The organism is Streptomyces sp. NPDC020884, assembly GCF_044333935.1.
Lineage (GTDB): Bacteria > Actinomycetota > Actinomycetes > Streptomycetales > Streptomycetaceae > Streptomyces.
On the sequence record NZ_JBIRRY010000002.1, the window covers coordinates 150996 to 176919 of the forward strand.

Annotated in this window: 25 protein-coding genes and 5 tRNA genes; 10 read left to right on the forward strand and 20 right to left on the reverse strand. The window is 70.8% G+C overall.

The window, feature by feature from the left end; translation table 11 throughout:
* Positions 1-133 precede the first annotated feature (133 nt).
* The gene (recG, locus tag ACH4UK_RS07530) at positions 134-2356 is read right to left on the reverse strand and encodes an ATP-dependent DNA helicase RecG (protein ID WP_398355069.1); all 2223 of its coding nucleotides are present in this window, start codon (positions 2354-2356) and stop codon (positions 134-136) included.
* Between the two features lie 49 nt (positions 2357-2405).
* The gene (locus tag ACH4UK_RS07535; protein ID WP_398355070.1) at positions 2406-4124 is read right to left on the reverse strand and encodes a DAK2 domain-containing protein; all 1719 of its coding nucleotides are present in this window, start codon (positions 4122-4124) and stop codon (positions 2406-2408) included.
* A 257-nt stretch (positions 4125-4381) separates the two neighbouring features.
* On the opposite strand from ACH4UK_RS07535, the gene rpmB reads away from it, so the two are divergent.
* Positions 4382-4567, forward strand: coding sequence for a 50S ribosomal protein L28 (gene rpmB / locus ACH4UK_RS07540; protein ID WP_003965989.1), 186 nt, complete (start codon positions 4382-4384; stop codon positions 4565-4567).
* A 99-nt stretch (positions 4568-4666) separates the two neighbouring features.
* On the opposite strand, the gene thiD is transcribed toward rpmB, so the two are convergent.
* Both thiD and ACH4UK_RS07550 read right to left on the reverse strand, forming a co-directional pair.
* Positions 4667-5500, reverse strand: coding sequence for a bifunctional hydroxymethylpyrimidine kinase/phosphomethylpyrimidine kinase (gene thiD, locus ACH4UK_RS07545; protein ID WP_398355071.1), 834 nt, complete (start codon positions 5498-5500; stop codon positions 4667-4669).
* Between the two features lie 36 nt (positions 5501-5536).
* Positions 5537-6517, reverse strand: a complete 981-nt coding sequence (locus ACH4UK_RS07550) for a thiamine-phosphate kinase (protein ID WP_398355072.1) — start codon at positions 6515-6517, stop codon at positions 5537-5539.
* 219 nt (positions 6518-6736) lie between these two features.
* On the opposite strand from ACH4UK_RS07550, the gene ACH4UK_RS07555 reads away from it, so the two are divergent.
* Together ACH4UK_RS07555 and ACH4UK_RS07560 are read left to right on the forward strand one after the other, a co-directional pair.
* On the forward strand, positions 6737-6970 hold the full coding sequence (locus ACH4UK_RS07555; RefSeq protein ID WP_006127869.1) for an Lrp/AsnC family transcriptional regulator: 234 nt from the start codon (positions 6737-6739) through the stop codon (positions 6968-6970).
* A gap of 20 nt (positions 6971-6990) precedes the next feature.
* Positions 6991-7485 carry a DUF3515 domain-containing protein gene (locus ACH4UK_RS07560; RefSeq protein WP_398355073.1) on the forward strand — a complete coding sequence of 165 codons (495 nt, stop codon included), beginning with the start codon at positions 6991-6993 and terminating at the stop codon, positions 7483-7485.
* Positions 7486-7504: 19 nt separating this feature from the next.
* On the opposite strand, the gene ACH4UK_RS07565 is transcribed toward ACH4UK_RS07560, so the two are convergent.
* From ACH4UK_RS07565 to ACH4UK_RS07575, 3 genes are read right to left on the reverse strand one after another with little or no spacing between them, the layout of a single operon-like run.
* The gene (locus ACH4UK_RS07565; RefSeq protein WP_398355074.1) at positions 7505-8680 is read right to left on the reverse strand and encodes a D-alanine--D-alanine ligase family protein; all 1176 of its coding nucleotides are present in this window, start codon (positions 8678-8680) and stop codon (positions 7505-7507) included.
* Positions 8681-8714: 34 nt separating this feature from the next.
* The gene (locus ACH4UK_RS07570; protein WP_398355075.1) at positions 8715-9725 is read right to left on the reverse strand and encodes an NAD(P)H-dependent glycerol-3-phosphate dehydrogenase; all 1011 of its coding nucleotides are present in this window, start codon (positions 9723-9725) and stop codon (positions 8715-8717) included.
* A complete protein-coding gene (locus tag ACH4UK_RS07575) occupies positions 9722-10474 on the reverse strand; it encodes a lysophospholipid acyltransferase family protein (RefSeq protein WP_398355076.1) in 753 nt (250 codons plus the stop codon). The genes ACH4UK_RS07570 and ACH4UK_RS07575 overlap by 4 nt, the downstream gene beginning before the upstream one ends.
* Before the next feature lie 150 nt (positions 10475-10624).
* Between ACH4UK_RS07575 and cofC the strand changes: the two genes are divergently transcribed.
* Entirely contained in the window at positions 10625-11308 is a 684-nt protein-coding gene (cofC, locus tag ACH4UK_RS07580; protein ID WP_398355077.1) for a 2-phospho-L-lactate guanylyltransferase, read from the forward strand.
* 10 nt (positions 11309-11318) lie between these two features.
* Entirely contained in the window at positions 11319-11522 is a 204-nt protein-coding gene (locus ACH4UK_RS07585; RefSeq protein WP_398355079.1) for a hypothetical protein, read from the forward strand.
* A 103-nt stretch (positions 11523-11625) separates the two neighbouring features.
* Here the strand turns inward: ACH4UK_RS07585 and ACH4UK_RS07590 are convergent, their stop codons facing one another.
* The 4 genes from ACH4UK_RS07590 to leuC all read right to left on the reverse strand — a co-directional run bounded on the left by ACH4UK_RS07590 (position 11626) and on the right by leuC (position 14798).
* Positions 11626-12300 (reverse strand): HU family DNA-binding protein, encoded by a 675-nt coding sequence (locus ACH4UK_RS07590; RefSeq protein WP_398355080.1) that lies wholly within the window; start codon positions 12298-12300, stop codon positions 11626-11628.
* A gap of 142 nt (positions 12301-12442) precedes the next feature.
* Positions 12443-12670 (reverse strand): hypothetical protein, encoded by a 228-nt coding sequence (locus tag ACH4UK_RS07595; RefSeq protein ID WP_398355081.1) that lies wholly within the window; start codon positions 12668-12670, stop codon positions 12443-12445.
* Between the two features lie 104 nt (positions 12671-12774).
* Positions 12775-13368, reverse strand: a complete 594-nt coding sequence (gene leuD, locus ACH4UK_RS07600; RefSeq protein ID WP_398355082.1) for a 3-isopropylmalate dehydratase small subunit — start codon at positions 13366-13368, stop codon at positions 12775-12777.
* A gap of 2 nt (positions 13369-13370) precedes the next feature.
* On the reverse strand, positions 13371-14798 hold the full coding sequence (gene leuC / locus ACH4UK_RS07605; RefSeq protein ID WP_398355083.1) for a 3-isopropylmalate dehydratase large subunit: 1428 nt from the start codon (positions 14796-14798) through the stop codon (positions 13371-13373).
* Positions 14799-14971: 173 nt separating this feature from the next.
* Between leuC and ndgR the strand changes: the two genes are divergently transcribed.
* Positions 14972-15688 (forward strand): IclR family transcriptional regulator NdgR, encoded by a 717-nt coding sequence (gene ndgR / locus ACH4UK_RS07610; RefSeq protein WP_003966003.1) that lies wholly within the window; start codon positions 14972-14974, stop codon positions 15686-15688.
* 171 nt (positions 15689-15859) lie between these two features.
* Here the strand turns inward: ndgR and ACH4UK_RS07615 are convergent.
* The 9 genes from ACH4UK_RS07615 to ACH4UK_RS07655 form a co-directional block, all read right to left on the reverse strand.
* Positions 15860-15932 (reverse strand) — tRNA-Glu (locus tag ACH4UK_RS07615).
* 20 nt (positions 15933-15952) lie between these two features.
* Positions 15953-16024 (reverse strand) — tRNA-Gln (locus ACH4UK_RS07620).
* 12 nt (positions 16025-16036) lie between these two features.
* Positions 16037-16109: transfer RNA gene (locus ACH4UK_RS07625), tRNA-Glu, on the reverse strand.
* Positions 16110-16169: 60 nt separating this feature from the next.
* Positions 16170-16242, reverse strand: a tRNA-Glu gene (locus ACH4UK_RS07630).
* Between the two features lie 48 nt (positions 16243-16290).
* Positions 16291-16362, reverse strand: a tRNA-Gln gene (locus ACH4UK_RS07635).
* Between the two features lie 87 nt (positions 16363-16449).
* Positions 16450-17169 carry an HAD family hydrolase gene (locus ACH4UK_RS07640; RefSeq protein WP_398355084.1) on the reverse strand — a complete coding sequence of 240 codons (720 nt, stop codon included), beginning with the start codon at positions 17167-17169 and terminating at the stop codon, positions 16450-16452.
* Positions 17170-17266: 97 nt separating this feature from the next.
* Entirely contained in the window at positions 17267-18742 is a 1476-nt protein-coding gene (gene gltX, locus ACH4UK_RS07645; RefSeq protein ID WP_398355086.1) for a glutamate--tRNA ligase, read from the reverse strand.
* Positions 18735-19520 (reverse strand): fumarylacetoacetate hydrolase family protein, encoded by a 786-nt coding sequence (locus ACH4UK_RS07650; protein WP_398355087.1) that lies wholly within the window; start codon positions 19518-19520, stop codon positions 18735-18737. The genes gltX and ACH4UK_RS07650 overlap by 8 nt, the downstream gene beginning before the upstream one ends.
* A 126-nt stretch (positions 19521-19646) precedes the next feature.
* On the reverse strand, positions 19647-19829 hold the full coding sequence (locus ACH4UK_RS07655) for a hypothetical protein (RefSeq protein ID WP_398355088.1): 183 nt from the start codon (positions 19827-19829) through the stop codon (positions 19647-19649).
* A gap of 585 nt (positions 19830-20414) precedes the next feature.
* On the opposite strand from ACH4UK_RS07655, the gene ACH4UK_RS07660 reads away from it, so the two are divergent.
* From ACH4UK_RS07660 to ACH4UK_RS07675, 4 genes are all read left to right on the forward strand, one after another.
* On the forward strand, positions 20415-24185 hold the full coding sequence (locus ACH4UK_RS07660) for a nitrate- and nitrite sensing domain-containing protein (RefSeq protein WP_398355089.1): 3771 nt from the start codon (positions 20415-20417) through the stop codon (positions 24183-24185).
* Between the two features lie 9 nt (positions 24186-24194).
* Complete coding sequence (locus ACH4UK_RS07665; RefSeq protein WP_006127850.1) at positions 24195-24608, forward strand: roadblock/LC7 domain-containing protein; 414 nt, start codon at positions 24195-24197, stop codon at positions 24606-24608.
* A 135-nt stretch (positions 24609-24743) separates the two neighbouring features.
* Entirely contained in the window at positions 24744-25151 is a 408-nt protein-coding gene (locus ACH4UK_RS07670) for a DUF742 domain-containing protein (protein ID WP_003966010.1), read from the forward strand.
* A complete protein-coding gene (locus ACH4UK_RS07675; protein ID WP_014153856.1) occupies positions 25132-25713 on the forward strand; it encodes an ATP/GTP-binding protein in 582 nt (193 codons plus the stop codon). Before ACH4UK_RS07670 ends, ACH4UK_RS07675 begins: the two co-directional genes overlap by 20 nt.
* Positions 25714-25924: the final 211 nt, after the last annotated feature.

The following is a 25924-nucleotide window of genomic DNA, read 5'->3' on the forward strand; positions in this document are numbered from 1 at the left end:
GTGTGGTCCTCGGGGTCGTGGACGTACGGCGTACGGAGCCGTCGGCGGCCGGCCCGCGCGCTGTGCGCGTGCCGTGCGTCCACGATATGGCGTGCGGTCCGCACCGGCCCGGTCGGCGGTCGCCCCCGCGCCCTCACCCCTTGTCGAGATACTCCTCGCGGTCCTTGTCCAGGAGGGCGGCCAGCACCGTGCGCAGCTCCGGCAGGTGCTCCAGCTCCGGGTCGGCGGCGACGATCGCGACGGCCTCCTCACGGGCGGCGGCGATCACCTCCTCGTCGTCGATGACGGCGAGCATCCGCAGCGAGGAGCGCACTCCGGACTGGGCCTGGCCCAGCACATCGCCCTCGCGGCGCTGCTCCAGGTCGATGCGGGAGAGCTCGAAGCCGTCGAGGGTGGCGGCGACGGCGGAGAGCCGGGCGCGGGCGGGGCTCGCCTCATGGGCCTCGCTGACCAGCAGGCAGAGCCCCGGGGCGGAGCCACGGCCGACGCGGCCGCGCAGCTGGTGGAGCTGGGAGACGCCGAAGCGGTCGGCGTCCATGATCACCATGGCGGTGGCGTTGGGGACGTTGACCCCGACCTCGATGACGGTGGTGGCGACCAGGACGTCCACGTCCCCGGCGGCGAACCGGCGCATGACGTCGTCCTTCTCGTCGGGGTGCATCCGCCCGTGCAGCACCTCGACGCCCAGCCCGGCCAGCGCGCCCTTGCGCAGTTCGTCGGCGATCTCCAGGACGGCGAGTGGCGGCCGCTTCTCGGGGTCCTCCTCGGCGGCCGGCTTCCGGGCCTTCGCCTTCTTCCCGCCCTTGCCCTCCGCCTCCTGTGCGTCGTCGCCGATGCGGGGGCAGACCACGTACGCCTGATGGCCGTTCTCCACCTCCTCGCGGACGCGTTCCCAGGCGCGGCTGAGGAAGTGGGGCTTGTCCTTGGCGGGGACGACATGGCTGGCGATCGGGGAGCGGCCGGCCGGGAGCTGGTCCAGGACGGAGGTCTCCAGGTCGCCGAAGACCGTCATCGCGACCGTACGGGGGATGGGGGTGGCGGTCATGACGAGGAGGTGGGGCGGTTGCCTGCCCTTCGAGCGCAGGGCGTCGCGCTGCTCCACGCCGAAGCGGTGCTGTTCGTCCACCACGACGAGGCCGAGGTCGTGGAACTGCACCTTGTCCTCGATCAGCGCGTGGGTGCCGATGACGATCCCGGCCTCGCCGGTGACCAGGTCGAGCAGGGCCTGGCGGCGGGCCGCCATGCCCATGGAGCCGGTGAGCAGGACGACTTTGGTCCCCCGGTCCGAGCCGCCCAGCATGCCGCCCTCGGCCAGCTCGCCCATCATCTCGGTGATCGAGCGGTGGTGCTGCTGGGCGAGGACCTCGGTGGGGGCGAGCATCGCGGCCTGGCCGCCCGCGTCGACCACGGTGAGCATGGCGCGCAGGGCCACCATCGTCTTCCCGCTGCCCACCTCTCCCTGGAGGAGGCGGTGCATCGGGTGCTCGGTGGCCAGGTCGTCGAAGATCTCCTTGCTGACCTTCTGCTGGCCCTCTGTGAGGGTGAAGGGCAGTTCGGCGTCGAACGCGTCCAGCAGGCCGTCCGTGACCGGGCGGCGGGCGACGGCGGGGAGCTGGGTGTCGGCGTACCTGCGGCGGGCCAGGGCGACCTGGAGGACGAACGCCTCGTCCCACTTGAGCCGGGCCCTGGCGTCCTCGATGTCCGCCTTCGTCTGCGGGCGGTGCACCTTGAGCAGCGCCTCGGGGAGCGGGGTGAACCCGCGGCCCTCGCGCAGGGAGGCGGGCAGCGGGTCCACGGCGTCCTGCGCGCTGGGCAGGACGGCGTCGACGGCCTTGGCGATCCGCCAGGAGTCGAGCTGTTTGCAGGCGGGGTAGATCGGCAGGAGGCGTCCGGCGAAGGCGTCCACCGCCTCGGTGGCCTCGTCGGCGTCGGAGGCGTCGAGCAGTTGGTAGGTGGGGTGGGCCAGCTGCATCTTGCGGTTGAAGACCGAGGCCTTGCCCGCGAACATCGCCTGGCGGCCCGGGAGCAGTTCCTTGTGCGGCTTGTGGACGCCGTGGCCGAAGAAGACCAGTTGGAGGCGGCCGCTGCCGTCGGTCAGGGTGACTTCCAGGCGTTTGCCCCGGCCGTTGTTGAACATCAGGATCCGGGCGTCGGCGACCTGGGCGACGACGGTGACGTGCTCGTCCAGCGGGAGGTCGGCCAGCGCGGTCAGCTTGCCGCGCTCCTCGTACCGCCGCGGGTAGTGATGCAGCAGATCACCGACCGTGTGCAGGTCGAGGTGTTCGGCCATCACCTTCGCGGTGGCTCCGCCGAGCAGCTTCTTGAGAGGTTCATCGAACGAGGACACGCGATCCATTGCACACCACGGCACTGACAGCTGTCCGCCGGGCACGGCCGCGACGCGGTTACTCGACGCCGATCAGCAGGGGTGCGCGCTGGTGCCCGCCCCGGTAGACCACGGTGTCCACGGCGAGATGGCCCTCGCGCACGTGTTCCTCCAGCACGTGGGCCAGCGAGTCGGGGACGTCCTCGCCGAGGACGAGGGTGACCAGTTCGCCGCCGGCCGCCAGCATCCGGTCGAGCACGGTGCGGGCGGTGGCCGGGACGTCGGCGCCGATCACGGCCACGTCTCCGTCGATCAGGCCGAGGATGTCCCCGGCCTGGCAGACCCCCGCCATGGTCCACGACTGGCGCTCGGCGACGGCCAGTTCGGCGTAGCGGGTGGCGCCGGCGGCGGCGGTCATGGCGACCACGTCCTCGTCGAAGCCGCGGTCCGGCTCGTGGACGGCGAGGGCGGCGATGCCCTGGACGGCGGCTCGGGTGGGGACGAGGGCGACCCGGACCCCCTCGGTCCTGGCCTGTTCGGCGGCGGCGGCCGCGGTGTGGCGCAGGGCCGCGTCGTTGGGCAGCAGCACCACTTCGCGGGCGTGGGCGCGGCGGATGGCGTCGACCAGTTCGCCGCTGGCGGGGGGTTCGCCGGGCCGGGCGATCACGGTGGTGGCGCCGGCCTCGGTGCAGAGCCCGGCCAGGCCGTCGCCGGGGACCACGACGACGACGGCGCGCTGGGCGGGTTCGGCCTGGACGCGGAGGTCGTGGCCGCTCTCGGTGGCGAAGTGGGTGATCCGGATCCGGTACGGGCGTCCGGCCTCGACGCCCGCCTCCACCGCGGCCCCCGCGTCGTCGACATGGACGTGGACGTGCCAGAGCCCGTCGCCGCCCACCACGACCAGGGAGTCGCCGAGCGCGTCGAGCCGGGTGCGCAGCCGGGCCACCTGCTCGTCGCGGGCTTCCAGCAGATAGATGACCTCGAACGCGGGCCCCGCGCCGCCGTCCTCGGGGCAGTCGAGCGGGCCCTCCCCCACGGGCGCGCCGCCCGGCGGGCCGCTCTCGGCCGGCACCGGAACGCCGCCCACCGGAAGCCCCACCACGGACCCGCCGTCCACGGGCACGGGCGCCTTCCCGGGCCCGGTGCTAGGTCCCCGGGCCGGAGCCTGCCCGGTCACCGTCTCCGCCAGCGCGCCCAGGACCGCCACCAGTCCCCGGCCCCCGGCGTCCACGACCCCGGCCCGGCCGAGGACGGCGAGCTGCTCGGGGGTCCTGGCGAGGGCGGCGCGCGCTCCCTCGTAGGCCGCGTTCACGACGGTGCGCAGGTCGGGGTCCTCGCCCCGGGCGGCCTCGGCGGCCGCCGCCGCGACGGTGAGCACCGTGCCCTCGACGGGATGGGCGACGGCCTGCCGGGCGGCCTCGGCGGCGTCGGCGAGGGCCAGCCGCAGGTGAGCCGCGTCGCCGCCGTCGGCCAGTACCCCGGCCATGCCGCGCAGCAGCTGGGCCAGGATCGTGCCGGAGTTCCCGCGGGCGCCGATCAGGGCGCCGTGCGCCATGGCGCGTACGGCGTCGGAGGTGGCGGGTGCGGTGGTGCCGGTCTCATGGGCGGCGAACACCGCTTCGACGGCCGCGGCTGCGGACTCGAGAGTCAGGTAGAGGTTGGTGCCGGTGTCCCCGTCGGCGATGGGATAGACGTTGATCGCGTCGATCTCCGCGCGCTCCCGGCCCAGGGCCTCCAGGGCCAGTGAGCACCACGTGCGCACCGCGACGGCGTCCAGATCGTCGGGGAGCTGCGGCACCGATGGTCCTCCTTGAAGCGGCCGTGGCAACGGGCTGCATCGCAGGTTAGCCCGCTTTCCGGGGTCCCGGTCCGGACAGGGGGCGGGGAGGGCGGGGGGCCAACCCGTGGTAGTTTCGTATCTCCGAAGCAGGCGTTGTATGCTGCTCCGGTTGCCCGATGAGAGTCGGGCCATTCCTCCGGTACCGCCACTTCAGTCAAATGAATCCGGCGCGCCGGAATTCACTGTAAGTGCATCTGAAGTCTTTGGAGTGACCCGTGGCTGCCAACTGCGACGTTTGCGGCAAGGGGCCGAGCTTCGGCAACAGCATTTCGCACTCGCACCGCCGTACGTCCCGTCGCTGGAATCCCAACATCCAGCGCGTGCGTGCCGTGGTCGGTCGGACGCCGAAGCGGCTCAACGTCTGCACCTCGTGCATCAAGGCCGGCAAGGTCGCGCGCTGACGTCCCCGTCGTAGCGCAGCCTTCCGGTTGCCCAAAAAAGCCGGTCCACCTCGGTGGACCGGCTTTTTGCTGTGCCCAGGAGGCGACCCAGCAGGCGGCTCAGGAGGCGGACCGTGGGGCTGATCGGACGGCCGGGCGGGTCAGCCAGCCGTGGTCGACCGGGCCGATGCCGCCGCCGAGCGGGAAGCCGGCCTCGATCGCACCGGTGACGTACGCCTTCGCGCCCCGCACGGCCGTGGGCACGTCCTGACCGAGCGCGAGCCCGGAGGCGATGGCGGAGGCCAGGGTGCAGCCGGTGCCGTGGGTGTGGCGGTTGTCGTGCCGGGGGGCGCGCAGCCAGTGTTCCGCGCTCCCGTCGGTGAGCAGGTCCACCGCCTCACCGGGCAGGTGGCCGCCCTTGATCACGACCCAGCGCGGTCCGAAGGCGAGGATCTCCTCGGCGGCCCGCCGCAGGTCGCGCTCGTCGGTGACCTGGACGCCGGTGAGCTGGGCCACTTCGTCGAGGTTGGGGGTGGCGACGGTGGCGACCGGCAGCAGTTTCGTCCGTACGGAGTGGAGCGCCTCGGCGGCGAGCAGCGCGTCGCCGTGCTTGGAGACGCCGACCGGGTCGACGACGACGGGGGCGTCGGTTCCGGCGAGGAGTTCGGCGACGGTCTCCACGAGGGCGGTGGAGGCGAGCATTCCGGTCTTCACGGCCTGGACGCCGATGTCGTCGACGACGCTGCGGTACTGGGCGCGTACGGCGTCCACCGGAAGCTCCCACGCGCCCTGGACGCCGAGGGAGTTCTGTGCCGTGACGGCGGTGAGCACGCTCATGCCGTGGACGCCGAGGGCGAGCATCGTCTTCAGATCGGCCTGGATCCCCGCACCGCCGCCGGAGTCGGATCCGGCGACGGTGAGCACACGGGGCGGTACAGCGGTACGTATGGGCATACGCAGCAATCTAACGCTCGCGCGCGCAGCCCCCGCTCACATGCGCGGCGGGGTGTCCTCGATCGAGCCGAAGTGGTCCCAGCCGCCCTTGCTGGTCCAGGGCGCTCCGTCGACGGTGACCTGGGGCAGGGCGGAGGGGTTGAGGACCTCGCCGATCACCTTCCAGCGGGCGGGCAGTTTCACGTCCGGCGGGAAGGTCGCCACGATCGCGTGGTCCTCTCCCCCGGTCAGCACCCACTGGAGCGGGTCGACGCCGACGGCCTGACCGATGTCGGACATCTGCGAGGGGATGTCGATGAGGCCGGCGCGCAGGTCGATGCGGACCTTGCTGGCCTCCGCGATGTGTCCGAGGTCCGCGACGAGGCCGTCGCTGACGTCGGTCATCGCGGTGGCGCCGAGCCCGGCGGCCGCGGGGCCCGCGTGGTAGGGCGGTTCGGGGCGGCGGTGGGCCTCGACGAAGGCGCGGGGCGAGCGGAAGCCGCGGGAGAGCACCGCGTATCCGGCGGCGGACCAGCCGAGCCAGCCGGTGACCGCGACGACGTCGCCGGGGCAGGCGCCGGCCCGGGTGACCGGTTCGTGGTTGCGCAGGTCGCCGAGCGCGGTGATCGCGACGGTGATCGTGTCGCCGCCGACCACATCGCCGCCGACCACGGCCGCGCCCGCCACCTGGCATTCGTCGCGCAGCCCGTCCATCAGCTCGGCGGCCCAGGTGACGGGCAGGTCGGCCGGGACGACGAGGCCGAGGAGCAGCGCGGTGGGCACGGCGCCCATCGCCGCGATGTCGGCGAGGTTCTGGGCGGCGGCCTTGCGGCCGACGTCGTACGCCGTCGACCAGTCGCGGCGGAAGTGCCGTCCTTCCAGCAGGATGTCCGTACTGGCCACGACCCTGCGGTCGGGGGCGGCCACGACCGCGGCGTCGTCGCCGGGCCCCAGCCGTACCGCCGGAGTGGTGGTGAGCCGGGACGTGAGCTCTCTGATGAGCCCGAACTCCCCCAACTCGCCCACGGTTCCCTTCACCGAGTCTCACCTCTCCTTTATCGCCCCGGACACCCGTCCGGGCCCCCGGTCGCGAGCCGTCTGTGCTGTCGGTACCGTCAAGAGATACGTCAACTTCTGCGCCCTGTACGCCACGCTGTGGGCGTCATCCGGCCCGTAGGTCTCCCCGTGGCCCTCGGCAACGCGATAACGTGGCGTCCCTTTCCCCCACATGATCCTCGTGGCCGCCCTGGAGGTTCCGTGGTACAGGCGTACATCCTCATTCAGACCGAGGTGGGCAAGGCGTCGATCGTCGCCGAGACCATTTCCAAGATCCCGGGAGTCATCCAGGCAGAGGACGTCACCGGTCCGTACGACGTGATCGTGCGGGCCCAGGCCGACACGGTCGATGAACTCGGCCGCATGGTGGTCGCCAAAGTGCAGCAGGTGGACGGCATCACACGAACGCTGACCTGCCCGGTCGTCCACCTCTGACCCCCGTCTAGGCTGGGCCGGTGACGTCATCCGCCCGCCGCTCCCACCACTCGATATCCCTCGGTCCGTCCGCTGCCGTGCTCGTTCTCGTGCTGGCCGCGGCGGGCTGTTCCTTCAGCGACGCGCAGCCCTCGATCACGGTTCCCACACCGTCTTCGGAGGCCGCCGCGTACTGCAGGGCCCTGCACGAGGAACTGCCGAAGGCCGTCCTCGAACTGGACCGCAGCGACCCCTCCCCGGATTCCGAGCTGACCGCCGGCTGGGGGGACGGGGCGATCGTACTGCGCTGCGGGGTCCCCCGGCCCGCGAAGATGGACGACCCCCAGTCACAGGGTGTCGAGGCGGACGGGGTGCAGTGGATGCTGGAGGAGCCCGAGGACTCCGGTCCGCGGTTCACCACCACGTACCGCAAGGCGTACGTCGAGGTCACCCTGGACTCGACGTACGCCCACGACATCACGCCGCTGGCCTCGTTCGCCGGCCCCGTCTCGAAGACGGTCCCGAGCAAGTTCTGAAGGCCGCCCGGCGGGTCCGTCAGCGCAGCCCGGTGGAACGGCTCAACGCGGCCTGGATCAGCCGGTCGACCAGCTCCGGGTAGCCGACGCCGCTCTCCTGCCACATGCGCGGGTACATCGAGATCGGGGTGAAGCCCGGCAGGGTGTTGATCTCGTTGATGACGAAGGAGCCGTCCTCGGTGAGGAAGAAGTCGGCGCGCACCAGGCCTTCGCAGGAGACGGCGTCGAAGGCGGCGACGGCGAGCCGCTGCACCTCGGCGGTCTGCTCCTCGGTGAGCGGCGCCGGCACCAGACCGGCGGCCGAGTCGATGTACTTGGCCTCGAAGTCGTAGAAGTCGTGCGCGGTGACCGGCGGGATCTCGGCGGGCACGCTGGCGCGCGGGCCGTCCTCGAACTCCAGCACCCCGCACTCGATCTCCCGGCCGCGCAGCAGCGACTCGACGAGGAACTTCGGGTCGTGGCGGCGGGCCTCCTCGATCGCCTCGTCGAGGCCCTCGAGGCCGTCGACCTTGGTGATGCCCATCGAGGAGCCGCCACGGGCGGGCTTGATGAACAGCGGCCAGCCGTGCTCGCCGGCGAAGTCCACGATCCGCTTGCGGGCGGCGGCGGGGTCGTTGTCCCACTCGCGGGGGCGGACGACCTCGTACGGTCCGACGGGCAGCCCGAAGGAGAGGAAGACCCGCTTCATGTACTCCTTGTCCTGGCCGACGGCCGAGGCGAGGACGCCCGCGCCGACGTAGGGCACGCCGGAGAGCTCGAGCAGCCCCTGGAGCGTGCCGTCCTCGCCGTACGGGCCGTGGAGCACGGGGAAGACGACGTCGACCTCGCCGAGCGCCTTGGGCACCGAGCCGGGTTCGCTGTAGAGGACCTCGCGGTTTCCGGGGTCCACGGAGAGCACGACGCTGCCCTCGGCGGACTCGACGAGCCGGTCCACGTCGGGGACCTGGCGGTCGGCGATGGCCATGCGTTCGGGCTCGTCGGCGGTGAGCGCCCAGCGGCCGTCCGCCGTGATGCCGATCGGCAGAACGTCGTACTTCGTCCGGTCGATGGCCTTCATGACGGCGCCGGCCGTGACGACCGAGATGCCGTGTTCGGAGCTGCGGCCGCCGAACACGACAGCCACACGTGGCTTGCGGCGCCGCGGCTCAGGGCTCTCGGCGCGCTCAGGGCTCTGGGGGAGGTTCTCGCTGCTCATATCGCGACGAGCGTACCTGCTGGTAGGGGAGACGTCAGCGTCGCTCGGCCTTGGCGCTCCGCGACATCAGCTCCTTGACGGCGACGACCGGGGACTTGCCCTCGTGGACGATGGAGACGACGGTCTCGGTGATGGGCATGTCGACGCCGTGCCTGCGGGCCAGGTCGAGGACCGATTCGCAGGACTTGACGCCCTCGGCGGTCTGCTTGGTGACGGCGATCGTCTCCTGGAGCGTCATGCCGCGGCCGAGGTTGGTGCCGAAGGTGTGGTTGCGCGAGAGCGGCGAGGAGCAGGTCGCCACCAGGTCGCCCAGGCCCGCGAGGCCGGAGAACGTCAACGGGTCCGCGCCCATGGCCAGACCCAGACGGGTGGTCTCGGCGAGGCCTCGGGTGATGAGGGAGCCCTTGGTGTTGTCGCCGAGACCCATGCCGTCCGCGATGCCGACGGCGAGGCCGATGACGTTCTTCACGGCGCCGCCGAGCTCGCAGCCGACGACGTCGGTGTTGGTGTACGGCCGGAAGTACGAGGTGTGGCAGGCGGCCTGGAGGCGCTGGGCGACCGCCGCGTCGGCGCAGGCGACGACGGCCGCCGCGGGGCGCCGCTCGGCGATCTCCTTGGCCAGGTTGGGGCCCGACACGACGGCGATGCGGTCGGCGGAGACCTTGGTGACGTCCGCGATGACCTCGCTCATCAGCTCGGCGGTGCCGAGCTCGACGCCCTTCATCAGGGAGACCAGGACGGTGTCCGGCTCCAGGTGCGGGGTCCAGTCGGCGAGGTTGGCGCGCAGCGTCTGGGAGGGCACGACGAGGAAGGCGAACTCCGCGCCGCGCAGGGCCTCGGCGGCGTCGGTGGTGGCGCGGATGGAGTCGGGGAGCGCGATGCCCGGGAGGTAGTCCGGGTTGGTGCGGGTGGTGTTGATGGTCTCGGCGACCTCGGCGCGGCGGCCCCAGAGGGTGACCTCGCAGCCCGCGTCGGCGAGGATCACGGCGAAGGCCGTACCCCATGAGCCGGTTCCGAAGACGGCTGCTTTTACGGGGTGCGTCACGTGGGTCCCTTTCCCTGGGCCCTGCGCCGTTGTTCAGCACGGGCTTTGCGGTGATCGTAGAGCTCGGCGGGGGCCTTCTCGCCGCGCAGGTCCTCCAGCTCGCGCGTGACGGCCGCCATGATGACCTCGGTCGCCTCGCGCAGCACCTCGGGGGTCGGCTCCAGACCGTGGAAGCGGCTGAGGTCGACGGGGGGTCCGGCCTGCACCTGGAGCGTCTTGCGGGGGAACAGCCGGAACTTGTTCTCCTTGGCGTAGGGCGGCATCGCGAGGTTGGCGCCCCACTGGGCGACGGGGATGACGGGCGCCCTGGTCATCAGGGCGACCCGGGCGGCCCCGGTCTTGCCGGCCATCGGCCACATGTCGGGGTCCCGGGTGAGGGTGCCCTCGGGGTAGAAGGCGACGCACTCGCCGCGCTCGATGGCGTCCACGGCGGCCCGGAAGGCGTCCAGGGCGTTGGTGGTCTCGCGGTAGACGGGGATCTGGCCGGTGCCGCGCAGCATCATCCCGACGAACGGGGTGCGGAAGAGGCCGGCCTTCGCCAGGAGCCGCGGCACCCGCCCGGTGTTGTACTGGAAGTGTCCGTAGGAGAGCGGGTCCAGATAGGAGTTGTGATTGACGGCGGTGATGAATCCGCCGTCGGCCGGAATGTGTTCCATCCCCCGCCAGTCGCGCTTGAACAGAACCACCAATGGCGGCTTGGCGATGACCGCCGCCAGGCGGTACCAAAAGCCGATTCTGCGGCGGGACACTCGGACACCTTCCTTAAGGAGCTTGACCTGCTGTCTGGCTACTGACGGTCAAGTCTCGCCCCAGACCCCGGCTCTGTCGAGAACACCGTACGCCTCACGTTCGGCACCGGTCCTCCGGGTTGTCGTACCGGCAGGCGAGAATAAGTCCTGATGCGTACGGAGGGGGAGATCGCCACGAACACCGATCCGGCCGGGGCCTGGTCCCTGGTCGTTCCGCTGAAGCCGCTCGCACGGGCCAAGAGCCGCCTGGGACGGGCGGCGGGCGAGGACGCGCGGCCCCGGCTGGCCCTGGCGTTCGCCCAGGACACGGTGGCGGCGGCGCTGGCCTGTTCCCGGGTGCGGGATGTGGTGGTCGTCACGGACGACGCGGCGGCCGCGGCGGCCCTTTCGGCGCTCGGGGCGCGGATCGTGCCGGACGCTCCGGGGGCCGGGCTCAACGCGGCGCTCGCGCACGGCGCCCGCTCCGTGCGGGCCCTGCGTTCCGCCGCGGCGGTGGCCGCGCTCAACGCGGATCTGCCCGCGCTGCGCACCGGCGAATTGGCGCGGGTGCTCGATTTTGCCTCCGCTTTTCCCCGCGCTTTTCTCCGGGACGCGGCGGGAATCGGCACGACATTTCTGACCGCGGCGAGCGGTGCGGAATTCCGTCCGGCTTTCGGTGGTCCGTCCGGGTCCCGGCACCTGGCATCGGGTGCGGTGGAAATAACGCTGTCCGGTGTCGACTCGGTGCGCCGGGACGTGGATACGGGCGAGGATCTGCGGGTCGCCCTGGCCCTGGGGGTGGGGCCGCACACGGCGCGGATCGCGGCCGTCTCCGCCCCGGCCCGTGACCGATAGGCTGCCGCCCATGCAGGCGACCTCGTACACGTACGACTCCGAGACCCGCAGCGGCAGCGTGCTGCTGGACGACGGCACCCCGGTGGACTTCGACGCCGCCGCCTTCGACGCGGGCGGCCTGCTGCTGCTGCGGCCGGGGCAACGGGTGCGGATCGAGGGCGAGGGCGAGGGGGCGGCCCTGCGGATCACGCTGGTGACGCTGCAGACGTTCTAGGAGTGTCCGCTGGGCCGAACGGGGCCCGGACAGCCCGCGGGCCGGGCTCCCCCGGAGGGGAGCCCGGCCCGGCGCGTTGTGAGGAGCGAGCGGGTGCCCGGTCTCACTTCTTGCGTGCGGTGGCCTTCTTGGCCGTGGTCTTGCGCGCCGTGGTCTTCTTCGCGGGCGCCTTCTTCGCCGTGGTCTTCTTGGCGGGCGCGGTCTTGCTGGCGACGGCCTTCTTGGCTGCCGTCGCGACCTTCTTCGCCGGGGCCGCCTTCTTCGCGGCCGAGGTGGCCTTCTTGGCCGTCGCGGTGGTCTTCTTCGCGGTGACCTTCTTGGCGGCGGCGGTGGTCTTCTTCGCCGGAGTCGCCTTCTTGGCGGTGGTCTTCTTCGCGGTGGCCTTCTTGGCGGCCGACTTCTTGGCGGCGGCGGCCTTCACCGTCGTACGGGCGGCGGAAGATCCGCCCGAGAGGCTGCCCTTGGGGGCCTTCTTGACGGCCACATCGTTCTTGGGGAGCTTCTTCGAGCCGCTCACCAGGTCCTTGAAACCCTGGCCCGCGCGGAAGCGGGGCACCGAGGTCTTCTTGACCCGGACGCGCTCACCCGTCTGCGGGTTGCGGGCGTACCGGGCGGGGCGGTCGACCTTCTCGAACGAGCCGAAGCCGGTGACCGAGACACGGTCCCCGGCGACAACGGCACGGACGATCGCGTCGAGTACCGCGTCGACGGCGTCTGCGGCCTGCTGGCGGCCGCCGACCTTGTCGGCAATCGCTTCTACGAGCTGCGCCTTGTTCACGTCTTCCCCTTCGGAGACATAGCCAGAACGAAAGTGTTCAAGCTTTTTCGCACGTTAGGCAGATATATACCGCAAATCAAACACGAAACGGGCTAATCACCCTAGTGCCGCAACGAAGTCGACCGATGCGCAGTTCCACGTGTCAGTCACCTTCGGGGAATCGGCCCTCATCGAGGTCCTTCACCAACCGGTCCAGACGCCTTGCCGCGTCCGGGAGATCGTGCTTCGCCGCGGCCGTGACGACCAGCAGCTTCCGGGTCAGCGCCATCCGTACGCTCTCCGGGACTTGCAGTGCACGCACCTTCGCGTGCGCTTCCTTCAATCGGTCGGCGACTTCGCCATAGAGCTTGAGTTGGCTGTCGCGTTCCATGCACCGATTGTGCCATCTGGGGCGAGTTGTCGCCCGACGGGGTCTCAACAAGCGACTGCGCCCCCTGCCCGGAGGCAGGGGGCGCAGTCCTGGAAAAGTGCTGCTCAGACGGCAATAGTACGCGGCTTGAAGGCGGGCCTGACCGCCTCGTACGCGGCGATGTCCGCTTCGTTCTGAAGGGTGAGGCTGATGTCGTCGAGGCCGTTGAGCAGTCGCCAGCGGGCGTTCTCGTCGAGCTCGAAGTCGGCGGTGATGCCCTCGGCGCGGACCTGTCGCGCCTGAAGGTCGACGGTCACCTCGGCGGTCGGGTCGGCCTCCGTCAGCTCCCAGAGGGCGTCGACCACCTGCTGCTCCAGGACCACGGTCAGCAGCCCGTTCTTCAGCGAGTTGCCGCGGAAGATGTCGGCGAAGCGGGAGGAGACGACGGCCTTGAAGCCGTAGTTCTGCAGGGCCCAGACCGCGTGTTCGCGGGAGGAGCCCGTACCGAAGTCGGGACCGGCGACCAGGACCGAGGCGCCCTGGCGCTCGGGGCGGTTGAGGACGAAGTTCTCGTCCTTGCGCCAGGCTTCGAAGAGCCCGTCCTCGAACCCGTCGCGGGTGACCTTCTTCAGCCAGTGGGCGGGGATGATCTGGTCGGTGTCGACGTTGCTGCGGCGCAGCGGAACGGCCCGGCCGGTGTGGTCGGTGAATGCTTCCATGGCTATCGGACTCCGGCGGGGGTACGGGCGTCGGACAGGTCGGCGGGCGAGGCCAGATGGCCCAGCACCGCGGTGGCGGCGGCGACCTGGGGCGAGACCAGGTGGGTGCGGCCGCCCTTGCCCTGCCGGCCCTCGAAGTTGCGGTTCGAGGTGGAGGCGGAGCGCTCGCCGGGGGCCAGCTGGTCGGGGTTCATGCCGAGGCACATCGAGCAACCCGCGTGCCGCCATTCGGCGCCGGCTTCGGTGAAGACCTTGTCCAGGCCCTCGGAGACGGCCTGGAGGGCGACCCGGACCGAGCCGGGGACGACCAGCATCCGCACCCCTGTCGCGACCTTGCGGCCGTCCAGGATCGAGGCCGCGTTGCGCAGGTCCTCGATGCGGCCATTGGTGCACGAACCTACGAAGACGGTGTCGACGTTGATGTCACGCAGCGGCTGCCCGGCGGTCAACCCCATGTACTCCAGGGCCTTTTCGGCGGCGAAGCGCTCCGAGGCGTCCTCGTACGAAGCCGGGTCGGGGACCTGCCCCGACAGGGGCGCGCCCTGGCCCGGGTTGGTGCCCCAGGTGACGAACGGGGCCAGTTCGGTGGCGTCGATGACGACCTCGGCGTCGAACACCGCGTCGTCGTCGGAGCGCAGGGTCTTCCAGTACGCGACGGCGGCGTCCCAGTCCTCGCCCTCGGGGGCGTGGTCGCGGCCCTCGAGGTAGTCGAAGGTGGTGGCGTCCGGGGCGATCATGCCCGCGCGGGCGCCGGCCTCGATCGACATGTTGCAGATCGTCATCCGGGCCTCCATCGAGAGCTTCTCGATGGCGGAGCCGCGGTATTCGAGGATGTAGCCCTGGCCGCCGCCGGTGCCGATCCGGGCGATGATCGCCAGGATCAGGTCCTTCGCGGTGACCTCGTCGGGCAGTTCGCCCTCGACCGTGATGGCCATGGTCTTCGGGCGGGCCAGCGGCAGCGTCTGGGTGGCCAGGACGTGCTCCACCTGGCTGGTGCCGATGCCGAACGCCAGCGCGCCGAACGCGCCGTGCGTGGAGGTGTGGGAGTCGCCGCAGACCACGGTGGTGCCGGGCTGGGTCAGCCCCAGCTGCGGGCCGACCACGTGGACGACGCCCTGCTCGACGTCGCCCAGCGGGTGCAGCCGCACGCCGAAGTCCGCGCAGTTCTTGCGCAGGGTCTCCAGCTGGGCGCGCGAGACCGGGTCGGCGATCGGCTTGTCGATGTCGAGGGTCGGGGTGTTGTGGTCCTCGGTGGCGATGGTGAGGTCGAGGCGCCGCACCGGACGTCCGGCCTGGCGCAGACCGTCGAAGGCCTGCGGGCTGGTCACCTCGTGCAGCAGGTGCAGATCGATGAAGAGAAGGTCGGGCTCGCCCTCCGCGCGCCGGACGACATGGTCGTCCCAGACCTTCTCCGCGAGTGTCCTACCCATCGCTTTCCCTCCGGCCGGCGTCTTCGCCGGCCCAACTAGAGATTCGGTTGCCTCCGTCCGGACCCCCGTGCGGGGCGGCGGCTACGGGCCGTTGTGCGGCCGCCCCTACAGGTTCGCAACTTCCGCCGAAAATTGAACTTGCGTTTCACAGAGTGAGACGGGAGTATCGTCGTATGGACAACTCTAGCGGCGTCGGCGTTCTCGACAAGGCAGCTCTGGTATTGAGCGCCCTGGAGTCCGGTCCGGCCACCCTCGCCGGGCTGGTCGCGGCGACCGGGCTCGCACGGCCCACGGCCCATCGACTGGCCGTGGCACTGGAACACCACCGGATGGTGGCGAGGGATATGCAGGGCCGGTTCATTCTCGGCCCCCGGCTGTCGGAACTGGCAGCCGCGGCGGGCGAGGACCGCCTGCTGGCCACGGCCGGACCGGTGCTCACCCACCTGCGCGACATCACCGGCGAGAGCGCGCAGCTCTACCGCCGGCAGGGCGACATGCGCATCTGCGTGGCGGCGGCGGAACGGCTGTCGGGGCTCCGGGACACGGTGCCGGTCGGCTCCACGCTCACCATGAAGGCGGGCTCCTCCGCCCAGATCCTGATGGCCTGGGAGGAGCCGGAGCGCCTGCACCGCGGCCTCCAGGGCGCCAGGTTCACGGCGACGGCGCTCTCCGGCGTACGGCGGCGGGGCTGGGCCCAGTCGATCGGCGAGCGGGAGCCGGGCGTGGCCTCGGTCTCCGCCCCGGTGCGCGGCCCCTCGAACCGGGTGGTCGCCGCCGTATCGGTCTCCGGGCCGATCGAGCGGCTGACCCGTCACCCGGGCCGGATGCACGCCCAGGCGGTCATCGACTCGGCGGCCCGCCTGAGCGAGGCCCTGCGCCGCACGGGCTGACCCTCCGCCCGCACTTCTCCCCTCTTCCGGAAGGCCGCCCCAGCGCCGTGGCGGCCCTTTTTCTCCCCCCTCCCGGCCCGAACCGCCGCACAGCGCGGGAGAGTTGCTCTCTCGGGGAGCACGAAGAAGGCCCTCCACCGAGGTGAAGGGCCTTCCTGTACTGCTCTGTTGTACCCCCGACCGGATTCGAACCGGCGCTACTGCCGTGAGAGGGCAGCGTGCTAGGCCGCTACACAACGGGGGCGTGGATACTGCTGACTTGCGCTGGGCTACCAGGACTCGAACCTAGAATGACGGTACCAGAAACCGTAGTGTTGCCAATTACACCATAGCCCATGGTGTGACAAGTACCCCCGACCGGATTCGAACCGGCGCTACTGCCGTGAGAGGGCAGCGTGCTAGGCCGCTACACAACGGGGGCCCTAGCGATCCTGCATCGAAAACGTGGGTGCGACCCAGGTGTTCTCGCGGGAAGGATCTGTACCCCCGACCGGATTCGAACCGGCGCTACTGCCGTGAGAGGGCAGCGTGCTAGGCCGCTACACAACGGGGGCTTGTCCTGCTTGTTCCTGCTGATCTTGCTCGTACTGCTTGGTCTTGCGCTGGGCTACCAGGACTCGAACCTAGAATGACGGTACCAGAAACCGTAGTGTTGCCAATTACACCATAGCCCATTGAAATGCAACCCCCGGTGGGGCTTCATCTCTGTCTGCGCTTCCCGGGCGGATCTTTCGGCCTGCTCGGGCGGCGCAGAAAGAACATTACCCGAAGGTGTCCGGCGCTCCAAAACGGGTATTGCCTGCCAGCAGAGGGGGCAGCTGGTCGAGCCCGGTGATCGTCACGAGATCGGAGCGCCCGCCCCTGCCCCGCCGGTCGAGCCAGATGCCGGTCAGCCCGGCCGCGACGGCCCCGCTCGCGTCGATGTCGGGCTCGTTCCCGACGTACGCCACCTCGTGCGGCTCCAGCGCGAGCGCCTCGCAGGCCGCGTGGAAGGCTCCGGCGGCCGGCTTGGAGATCCCGAGCTCCACGGCGCAGACCATCGCCTCGAACCGGTCGCGAACGCCGAGCACGGTGAGCTTGTGGTGCTGGTGGTGGGTGTTGGCGTTGGACAGGATCGCGTGGCGGTAGTCGCGGGCCAGCAGGTCCAGCACGGGCAGCACGTCCGGGAAGAGCGCCCAGGCGGCCTCGTAGTGAGCGGCGTGGCGCCCGAACCATGCCTCGGCCTCGGCGTCCTCCAGCTCGCGCGAGAGGAACTCCCGCACCCGGTCCCGGCGCTGCCCGGCGAAGTCCGTCTCCCCGGCGGTCATGCGCGCCCAGTGCCGGACGCTCAGCGCCCGCCAGGCGTCGAGGGCGGCGTCCACCGACGCGTACGCCTCGGGCAGGCCCTCGCGCTCCAGGTGCTGCCGCATCCCGGTGCGGTCGGCCCCCGAGTAGTCGAAGATCGTGTCGTCGATGTCCCAGAGCACGGCGCGGATCGGCATGAACGCCACGGTAGCCGTCCGGCGGCCGCCCGCGGGGGCGAAAAGCCGAGGAGGGCCGCGGCCGGTCGGCCGCGGCCCTCCTCGGGGTGTCCTGTCGCTACGCGGTCAGCTTGGCCAGCGCCGCGTCCACGCGGGCCAGGCTCTTCTCCCGGCCCAGGATCTCCAGGGACTCGAAGAGCGGCAGACCGATGGTGCGGCCGGTGACGGCGACGCGGACCGGGGCCTGGGCCTTGCCGAGCTTGAGGCCGTGGGCCTCGCCGGCGGTGAGGACGGCGTTCTTCAGGGACTCCGGGTCGCTCCAGTCCGCCGTCTCCAGGTTGGCGCGGGCCGTGGTCAGGAGGGCGGCGGGGTCGCCCTTCATCGCCTTGGCCCAGGACGCCTCGTCCGCCACCGGCTCGTCGAGGAAGAGGAAGTCGACGTTGTCGGTGATGTCGGAGAGCACCGTGACCCGGGTCTGGGCGTGCGGCGCGATCTGCTCCCACTTCTCCGCGTCGAAGTCCTCCGGGGCCCACGGCGCGAACGGGGCCCGGAGCCAGGGGCCGCAGGCCTCGGTGAAGGCCTTCACGTCCAGCATGCGGATGTGCTCGGCGTTGATGTGCTCGCACTTCTTGAGGTCGAAGCGGGCCGGGTTGGCGTTCACGTCCTTGATGTCGAACGCCGCGACCAGCTCGTCCATCGAGAAGATGTCGCGGTCCTCGGCGATCGACCAGCCGAGCAGCGAGAGGTAGTTCAGCAGGCCCTCGCGGAGGAAGCCGCGCTCCCGGTAGAGGTTGAGGGATGCCTGCGGGTCGCGCTTGGAGAGCTTCTTGTTGCCCTCGCCCATGACGTACGGCAGGTGGCCGAAGGCAGGCGTGTCCTTGGCGATGCCCAACTCGATGAGCGCCCGGTACAGGGCGATCTGCCGCGGGGTGGAGGAGAGCAGGTCCTCGCCGCGCAGGACGTGGGTGATCTCCATCAGCGCGTCGTCGACCGGGTTGACCAGGGTGTAGAGCGGGGCCCCGTTGGCGCGGACGATGCCGTAGTCCGGGACGTTCTCCGGCTGGACGGTGATGTCGCCGCGGACCAGGTCGGTGAAGGTGATGGCCTCGTCGGGCATCCGGAAGCGGACGATCGAGCTGCGGCCCTCGGCCTCGTACGCGGCGGTCTGCTCGGCCGTGAGGTCGCGGCAGTGGCCGTCGTAGCCGGACGGCTTCCCGGCGGCGCGGGCGGCGTCGCGGCGGGTGTCGAGCTCCTCGGTGGTGCAGTAGCAGGGGTAGGCGTACCCGGCGGCGAGCAGCTTCTCGGCGACGTCCTTGTACAGGTCCATCCGCTGCGACTGGCGGTAGGGGGCGTGCGGGCCGCCGACCTCGGGGCCCTCGTCCCAGTCCAGGCCCAGCCAGCGCATCGAGTCGAGCAGCTGCTGGTAGGACTCCTCGGAGTCGCGCGCCGCGTCGGTGTCCTCGATCCGGAAGACCAGGGTGCCCTGGTGGTGCCGGGCGAAGGCCCAGTTGAAGAGCGCCGTCCGGACCAGGCCCACGTGGGGGTTGCCGGTCGGGGAGGGACAGAAACGTACACGGACTGGTGCGTTAGCCACGCTTGATCACCTTGTTGGTGAGAGTGCCGATGCCTTCGATGGTGACGGCGACCTCGTCGCCGACGTGCAGGGGGCCGACCCCCGCGGGGGTGCCCGTGAGGATCACGTCGCCCGGGAGCAGCGTCATGGCCTCCGTGATGTGGACGATCAGGTCCTCGATGGAGCGGACCATGTCGCTGGTGCGGCCCAGCTGTCGCTGCTCGCCGTTGACCGTCGCCTGGATGGTGAGGTCGTGGGGGTCCACGTCGGTCTCCACCCAGGGGCCCAGCGGGCAGGAGGTGTCGAAGCCCTTGGCGCGGGCCCACTGCTTCTCGCGCTGCTGCACGTCGCGGGCCGTGACGTCGTTGGCGCAGGTGTAGCCGAGGATGACGTCCTTGACGCGCTCCCGGGGGACCTCGCGGCACATGCGGCCGATGACCACGGCCAGCTCGGCCTCGTGGTGCAGTTCGTTGGAGAAGGAGGGGTACTCGATCGCGTCGCCGGAGCCGATCACCGAGGTGGTGGGCTTGAAGAAGGTGATCGGCGCGTCCGGGACCTCGTGGCCGAGCTCGGCGGCGTGCTCCGCGTAGTTGCGGCCGATGGCCACGACCTTGTTGGGGAGCACGGGGGGCAGCAGCCGGACCTTGTTCAGGGGGACCTTGGTGCCCGAGAGCTCGAAGTCGGCGTACGGAATGCCCTTGATGATGTCGAGGACGAGGCCACCGGATTCCACGGTGCCCTGTCCCTCGACGGCGCCGAAGGCGACATTGCCGTCGATGGAGAACCTGGCGATGCGCACGGGATGCTGTCGCCCCTCACTTGCTGGCTGACTGAAGACTGACGCTCCAGGCTAGCGCCTCGCCCGGCCCCGGCCGGGCGAGGCGCTGACGCCGATGAGGGGGACAACCGCGCGCATTGCGGGGTGCTACCGGGCGACGGCGACCGGGGCTTCCATGAGGATGGTGCGGCGCGGGTTGGCCGTCACGGTCGGCAGGTCGGCGGCGTGCTCCGGCTGGAAGGGCGTCGCCAGCGCTTCGGCGTCCTGGAGGTGCGCCAGCGTGGTGCGCCGGGGGTTGGCAATGTTGCGGAACATCGTCGTCGTCTTCATCTGCCGTCAGGACCCTGTTCGGTGAAGGGCGTCGCTCGTCGCGGCGCCGGCTTGTCGGATTCGCCATCCCTGTAAAGCGTCAGGCTAAACATCCGATTCCCCGGCGGAGCCGGGATGAGGCGACGATCATCATGTGAGTTTGCTCACGAACTTATGGACAATTGACCGATTCCGGACAGCTGATCTCGGTCCAGAAAACGGACATTGCATCACTGAATCCACCATTCCGCTGCTGATCATCGCGACTGGGACACCCCCCACCCCTAGGTGACTCATCCTTAATAGTCCGGTTTACCCACGATCACTCCCCACTGCTTGTTACTCGCCCATCACAACGTGTCACCCAGGTCACAGCCCGGTACAGGGGCCTTGTTGGAGATCCTGCACTGTGCTGGAATTCCACGCACCGCCGCGGGTTTCAGGTCCGGCGCGCCGGGGCGCAACGCAGCGCCGAGTGGCGGCGGGAGGGGGAAGTTCGCCGGTCACTCACACGACCACCATGGGGCGCGTCCAGTGCCCCACGAAGCCGACACCGTCTTGTCCGCACACGCGGGCGGGACGCCTGGTCCAGAGGTTGCGACGCTAGTGCAGGGACGTTTCAAGAGGGATGGCAGCGCTCCGGCGGAACAGGAGCCGCGCGGCGGGACCGACCGCGGTTCCTCGCCCCAGCACGCCCAGAACCCCGGGCCGGCCGGCGCCGGCGACAACAGCGACCGCGCCCAGCGCACGGGCTCCACGACGAGCGGCGGTGCGGAGCCGAACACGGCCGCCCAGCCGCGCGGCCCGGTCGACACGGGTTCGCGAATAGCGCTCCGTAACTGGCGCATCAGCACGCGACTGGTCTCGCTCCTCGCCCTCCCCGTGGTCGCCGCGACCAGCCTGGGCGGTCTGCGGATCAACGAGTCCATGACCGACATGCAGCAGCTCGAGCACATGCAGCTGCTGACGAAGATGACCAAGCAGGCGACCTCGCTCGCCCAGGCGCTCCAGTCGGAGCGCGACCAGTCGGCCGGCCCGCTGTCGAACAAGTCCAAGCCCACCGACTACAAGGTCACCGGGCCCCGGGACAAGACCGACCGGGCCAAGGACGCCTTCCTCGACGAGACCGACTCGATCGGCGACTCCGAGGGCGACGAGGCGCTCGACAGCATCCACGCGAGCATCTCGCAGATCGCCTCCCAGCTCGGCAACATCCGTACGATCCGCAAGACGGCGTACGAAGAGGGCGCACCGAGTCTCAACACGATCGACCAGTACAACCAGCTGATCACCTCGCTGCTGAGCCTCTCGCAGGACATGGCGCAGGCGACCAGCAACCCGGACATGATCAAGCGGACCCGGGCCCTGGCGGCGTTCTCCTCCGCCAAGGAGTACGCCTCGGTCCAGCGCGCGATCATCGCCGCGGCGCTGCCCGGCGGTTCGGTCAAGGAGCCGCACCTCAACCCGAACGACCGGCAGTTCGGCTCCAACGCGCTCGCCAAGGAGTCCCGGGCCCTCATCTCGTTCAAGACGATCTACGGGACGACCGGGGAGAGCGCCGAGGAGCTCATGGCTCCCCTGGACAACGGCAACCCGGAGATCAACGCCGGCAACATGTACGCCAAGCGGATCCTGGACACCACGAACGGGATCGAGGGCAAGCAGGTCCGGTCGTACCTGGACTGGTACGACCAGAGCACCATCAAGATCAAGGCCATGGAGACGATCGAGGCCACCCTCCTCAGCGACATGGAGGCCAAGGCCCGCGAGCTGCGCCAGGCCTCCCAGCGCGAGGCGATCGTCAACGGTGCGGTCATCCTCATCGTGCTCGGCGTCTCGCTCGTCGGCGCCTTCGTGGTGGCCCGCTCCATGATCCGTTCGCTGCGACGCCTCCAGGACACCGCCACCCGGGTCGCCCAGGACCGGCTGCCCGAGCTCGTCAAGCAGCTCTCCGAGACCGACCCGCAGGACGTCGACACCTCCGTCGAGTCGGTCGGCGTGCACTCCCGGGACGAGATCGGCCAGGTGGCCGCGGCCTTCGACGACGTGCACCGCGAGGCCGTCCGCCTCGCCGCCGAGCAGGCTCTGCTCCGGGGCAACGTCAACGCGATGTTCACCAACCTCTCGCGCCGCTCGCAGGGCCTCATCCAGCGCCAGCTCTCGCTCATCTCCGAGCTGGAGTCCCGCGAGGCCGACCCGGACCAGCTGTCCTCGCTCTTCAAGCTCGACCACCTCGCGACCCGTATGCGCCGTAACGGCGAGAACCTCCTCGTCCTCGCGGGCGAGGAGCCGGGCCGCCGGTGGACCCGCCCCGTCCCGCTGGTGGACGTGCTCCGTGCCGCCGCCTCCGAGGTGGAGCAGTACGAGCGCATCGAGCTGTCCGCGGTGCCCGCCACCGAGGTCGCCGGCCGGGTCGTCAACGACCTCGTCCACCTGCTCGCCGAGCTGCTGGAGAACGCGACGTCGTTCTCCTCGCCGCAGACGAAGGTCCGGGTCACCGGTCACGCGCTGCCCGACGGGCGGGTGCTCGTCGAGATCCACGACACCGGCATCGGCCTCTCCCCCGAGGACCTCGCCGCGATCAACGAGCGGCTCGCGCAGCCGCCCACCGTGGACGTCTCCGTCTCCCGCCGCATGGGTCTGTTCGTGGTCGGCCGGCTGTCGCTGCGTCACGGCATCCGGATCCAGCTGCGTCCCTCCGACTCCGGCGGTACGACCGCGCTGGTCATGCTGCCCGTCGACGTCGCGCACGGCGGCAAGCAGCCGCCGTCCAAGCAGGGCCCCGGTCAGCAGTCCGGCGCCCCGGGCGGTCTGCTCGCGGGCAACGGGAACGGCGCGGGCAGCGGCCAGCGCGCGGGTCTCGGCGGCGGACCGGGCGCCAAGAGCCTCGGCGGTGGACCCGGCGCACAGCGCGGCCAGGTCGGCGCGGGCGCGGGTCCCCGGGCGGCTCTGCCCTCCCGGGACAGCGGAGCGGGCCGTCCGCAGGGACCGGGCACCGGTGGCCTGCCGAACAACGGCGGTCCGGGTCAGGACTTCCCGGCTCAGGGTCCGGCTCCCCAGCGTCAGGGCGGCGGCGGTCTCTCCGGCGCCTTCGGCAACAGCGCCCGGCTCGGCGCCCGCGGCGCCCAGGGCGGCCCCCAGGGCGATGCTCCGGGTCGCGGCGACGCGGTGCAGCCCAACCTCTTCGGGCACAGCGCTCCGCCCTCCCCCGGGCAGAACGGCCGTCCGGGCCCGGTCGCACCGCCGAGCCAGCAGGGCCCGTCCGGCTGGCAGAACCAGTCGAACCAGCAGAACCAGCAGAACCAGCAGGGTCCCGGAGCGCAGCAGCCCCAGGGGCGCCAGGGACAGAGCGGCCAGGGCGGTTTCCCGCAGCCCGGTGGCGGCCCCGGCCGTCAGCTGCCGCCGCCCGGTGGACCGCGTGCCGAGCTGCCCGGGGGCAACCCCCAGCCGCAGCGGCCGGCGGCCACCAGCTGGGGCGCCGACACCCCGCGCGGTCACGAGGAGCACGACGCGACCGGGCAGTTCGCCCGGCCGACGGGCCCCGGCCAGGACCCGTCGTTCAACGCCCCGCTGAACCAGCGGCCTTCGGACGACCGCCAGGGTCCCGGCGCGACCTCCGAGTTCGCCCGGCCCGACTTCTCGGCGCCCCAGGACCGGTCGTACCAGCAGCAGCCTCCGCTGGGCCAGGACCCGGCGAGCACCGCGCAGTTCGCCCAGCCCGACTTCGGTGTCCCGCAGCAGCCGAACCAGCAGGACCAGGGCGGTTACGGCCAGGGCCGGCAGAACCAGGGCGAGCAGCTGCCCGCGCCGCGTCAGCGCGGCCTGGACGGCAGCGACTTCGGTGCGCCGCGTCCGGCGCTGCCGGCCCAGCCCCAGCAGCCGGAGGCCCTGCCGCCGGCCGGTCCCGGGGACGGCCGTACGCCGCTGTACGACACCCTGGAGACGAACTGGTTCCACGGTCCGGGCCAGGGCGGCCAGCAGCCGCCCGCCGAACCGCAGGCGCCGGCCGCTCCGGAGCCCTCCGGAGCGCCCGTCCCGCCCCTGCCTCAGCGTGGTGCGGCCGACGCCCCGGTCACCAGTTCCTGGCGGGCCTCGCCCAACGACGAACTCGTACGCCAGGCCGAGCGGGTCAAGAAGCCCGCCGCCGGTGGGGTCACCACATCCGGGCTGCCCCGCCGTGTACCCCGCGCCAATTTGGTGCCGGGGACCGCACAGCAGCAGAATCACCAGTCCGGACCTCAGGTTTCGCGCGCGCCCGATGACGTGCGCGGGCGTCTGACCAATCTCCGCCGGGGCATCCAGCAGGGTCGGCAGGCCAACAACGGCTCGCAGACCGGCAGTATCCATCTCGGCCCCACTCACCAGCAGGAGCGTTAGTTGAGCCCCATGAGTCAGGCCGCGCAGAATCTGAACTGGCTGATCACCAATTTCGTGGACAACACCCCGGGGGTGTCCCACACGGTGGTGGTCTCCGCGGATGGCCTGCTGCTGGCGATGTCCGAAGGTTTCCCGCGCGACCGCGCGGACCAGCTCGCCGCTGTCGCGTCGGGGCTGACCTCGCTGACCGCGGGTGCGTCCCGGATCTTCGAGGGCGGCGCCGTCAGTCAGACGGTCGTGGAGATGGAGCGGGGATTTCTCTTCCTCATGTCCATCTCCGACGGTTCGTCACTGGCCGTTCTGGCCCACCCGGACGCCGACATCGGTCTGGTCGGGTACGAGATGGCCCTCCTGGTCGACCGTGCCGGCACCGTCCTCACGCCCGACCTCCGCGCCGAACTCCAAGGCAGTCTGCTCCACTAGGCGGCCGTCCAGCCGATCCACGACACGATCCCCTCAGGTAATGCCCACAACCCTCACCCGTCAGGCCGCTTTAGTCCCCTCACCGGCCCCTTGCAGACGGCAAGCCGAGAACCTGCTGTCACGCCCGGAGGATTCATGACCCCGCCACCCGCCTCACCCGATCCGTACGGCGCACTGCACCACGCGTCGTACGACGGGGAAGGCGACCAGCCGCTGGTTCGTCCTTACGCCATGACCGGCGGCCGGACCCGGCCGCGCTACCAGCTCGCGATAGAGGCACTGGTCAGCACCACGGCAGACCCGGCGCATCTGGGGACCCTGCTCCCCGAGCACCAGCGGATCTGCCACCTCTGCCGTGAGGTCAAATCGGTGGCGGAGGTGTCGGCACTGCTGTCGATGCCGCTCGGGGTCGCCCGGATCCTGGTGGCGGACCTGGCGGAAGCCGGCATGGTGGCCATCCACCAGCCGGGCAACGGAGAGGCCGGCGGCGCGCCGGATGTGACACTGCTCGAAAGGGTGCTCAGTGGACTTCGCAAGCTCTAGTGGCGGTACGGCCCGCTCCACCACTTCGGCGAAGATCGTGGTGGCAGGGGGCTTCGGCGTGGGTAAGACCACGTTTGTCGGTGCCGTTTCGGAGATCAATCCGCTGCGCACCGAAGCCGTGATGACGTCCGCATCCGCGGGCATCGACGACCTGACCCACACCGGGGACAAGACCACCACGACGGTGGCCATGGACTTCGGACGCATCACCCTGGACCAGGACCTGATCCTGTACCTCTTCGGTACACCCGGACAGGACCGCTTCTGGTTCATGTGGGACGACCTGGTCCGCGGCGCCATCGGCGCCGTCGTCCTCGTCGACACCCGCCGCCTCGCCGACTGCTTCCCCGCAGTCGACTACTTCGAGAACAGCGGCCTCCCCTTCGTCATCGCCCTCAACGGCTTCGACGGACACCAGCCCTACACCCCCGACGAAGTACGCGAAGCACTCCAGATCGGGCCCGACGCCCCGATCATCACGACGGACGCCCGCCACCGCGCGGACGCCAAGAGCGGTCTGATCACGCTGGTCGAGCATGCGCTGATGGCACGCTTGAAGTAGTTCTCCCACCAGGCGTAAGCCGATATCGGCGTACGGAAGGTGCAGTAGTCACGCGGGGGCGGCCTGTGTCGTTTGACACGATCCGCCCCCGTGTTCATAACGTTTCGACAGAGAATTGAGTCCACGCCGCCACCCGATGCATCCATTCGGTACCACTGCGCTCACATGAGCCCCGCCTTTTGACGGGGCTCGCTCTTTATGCCCGTTTTAT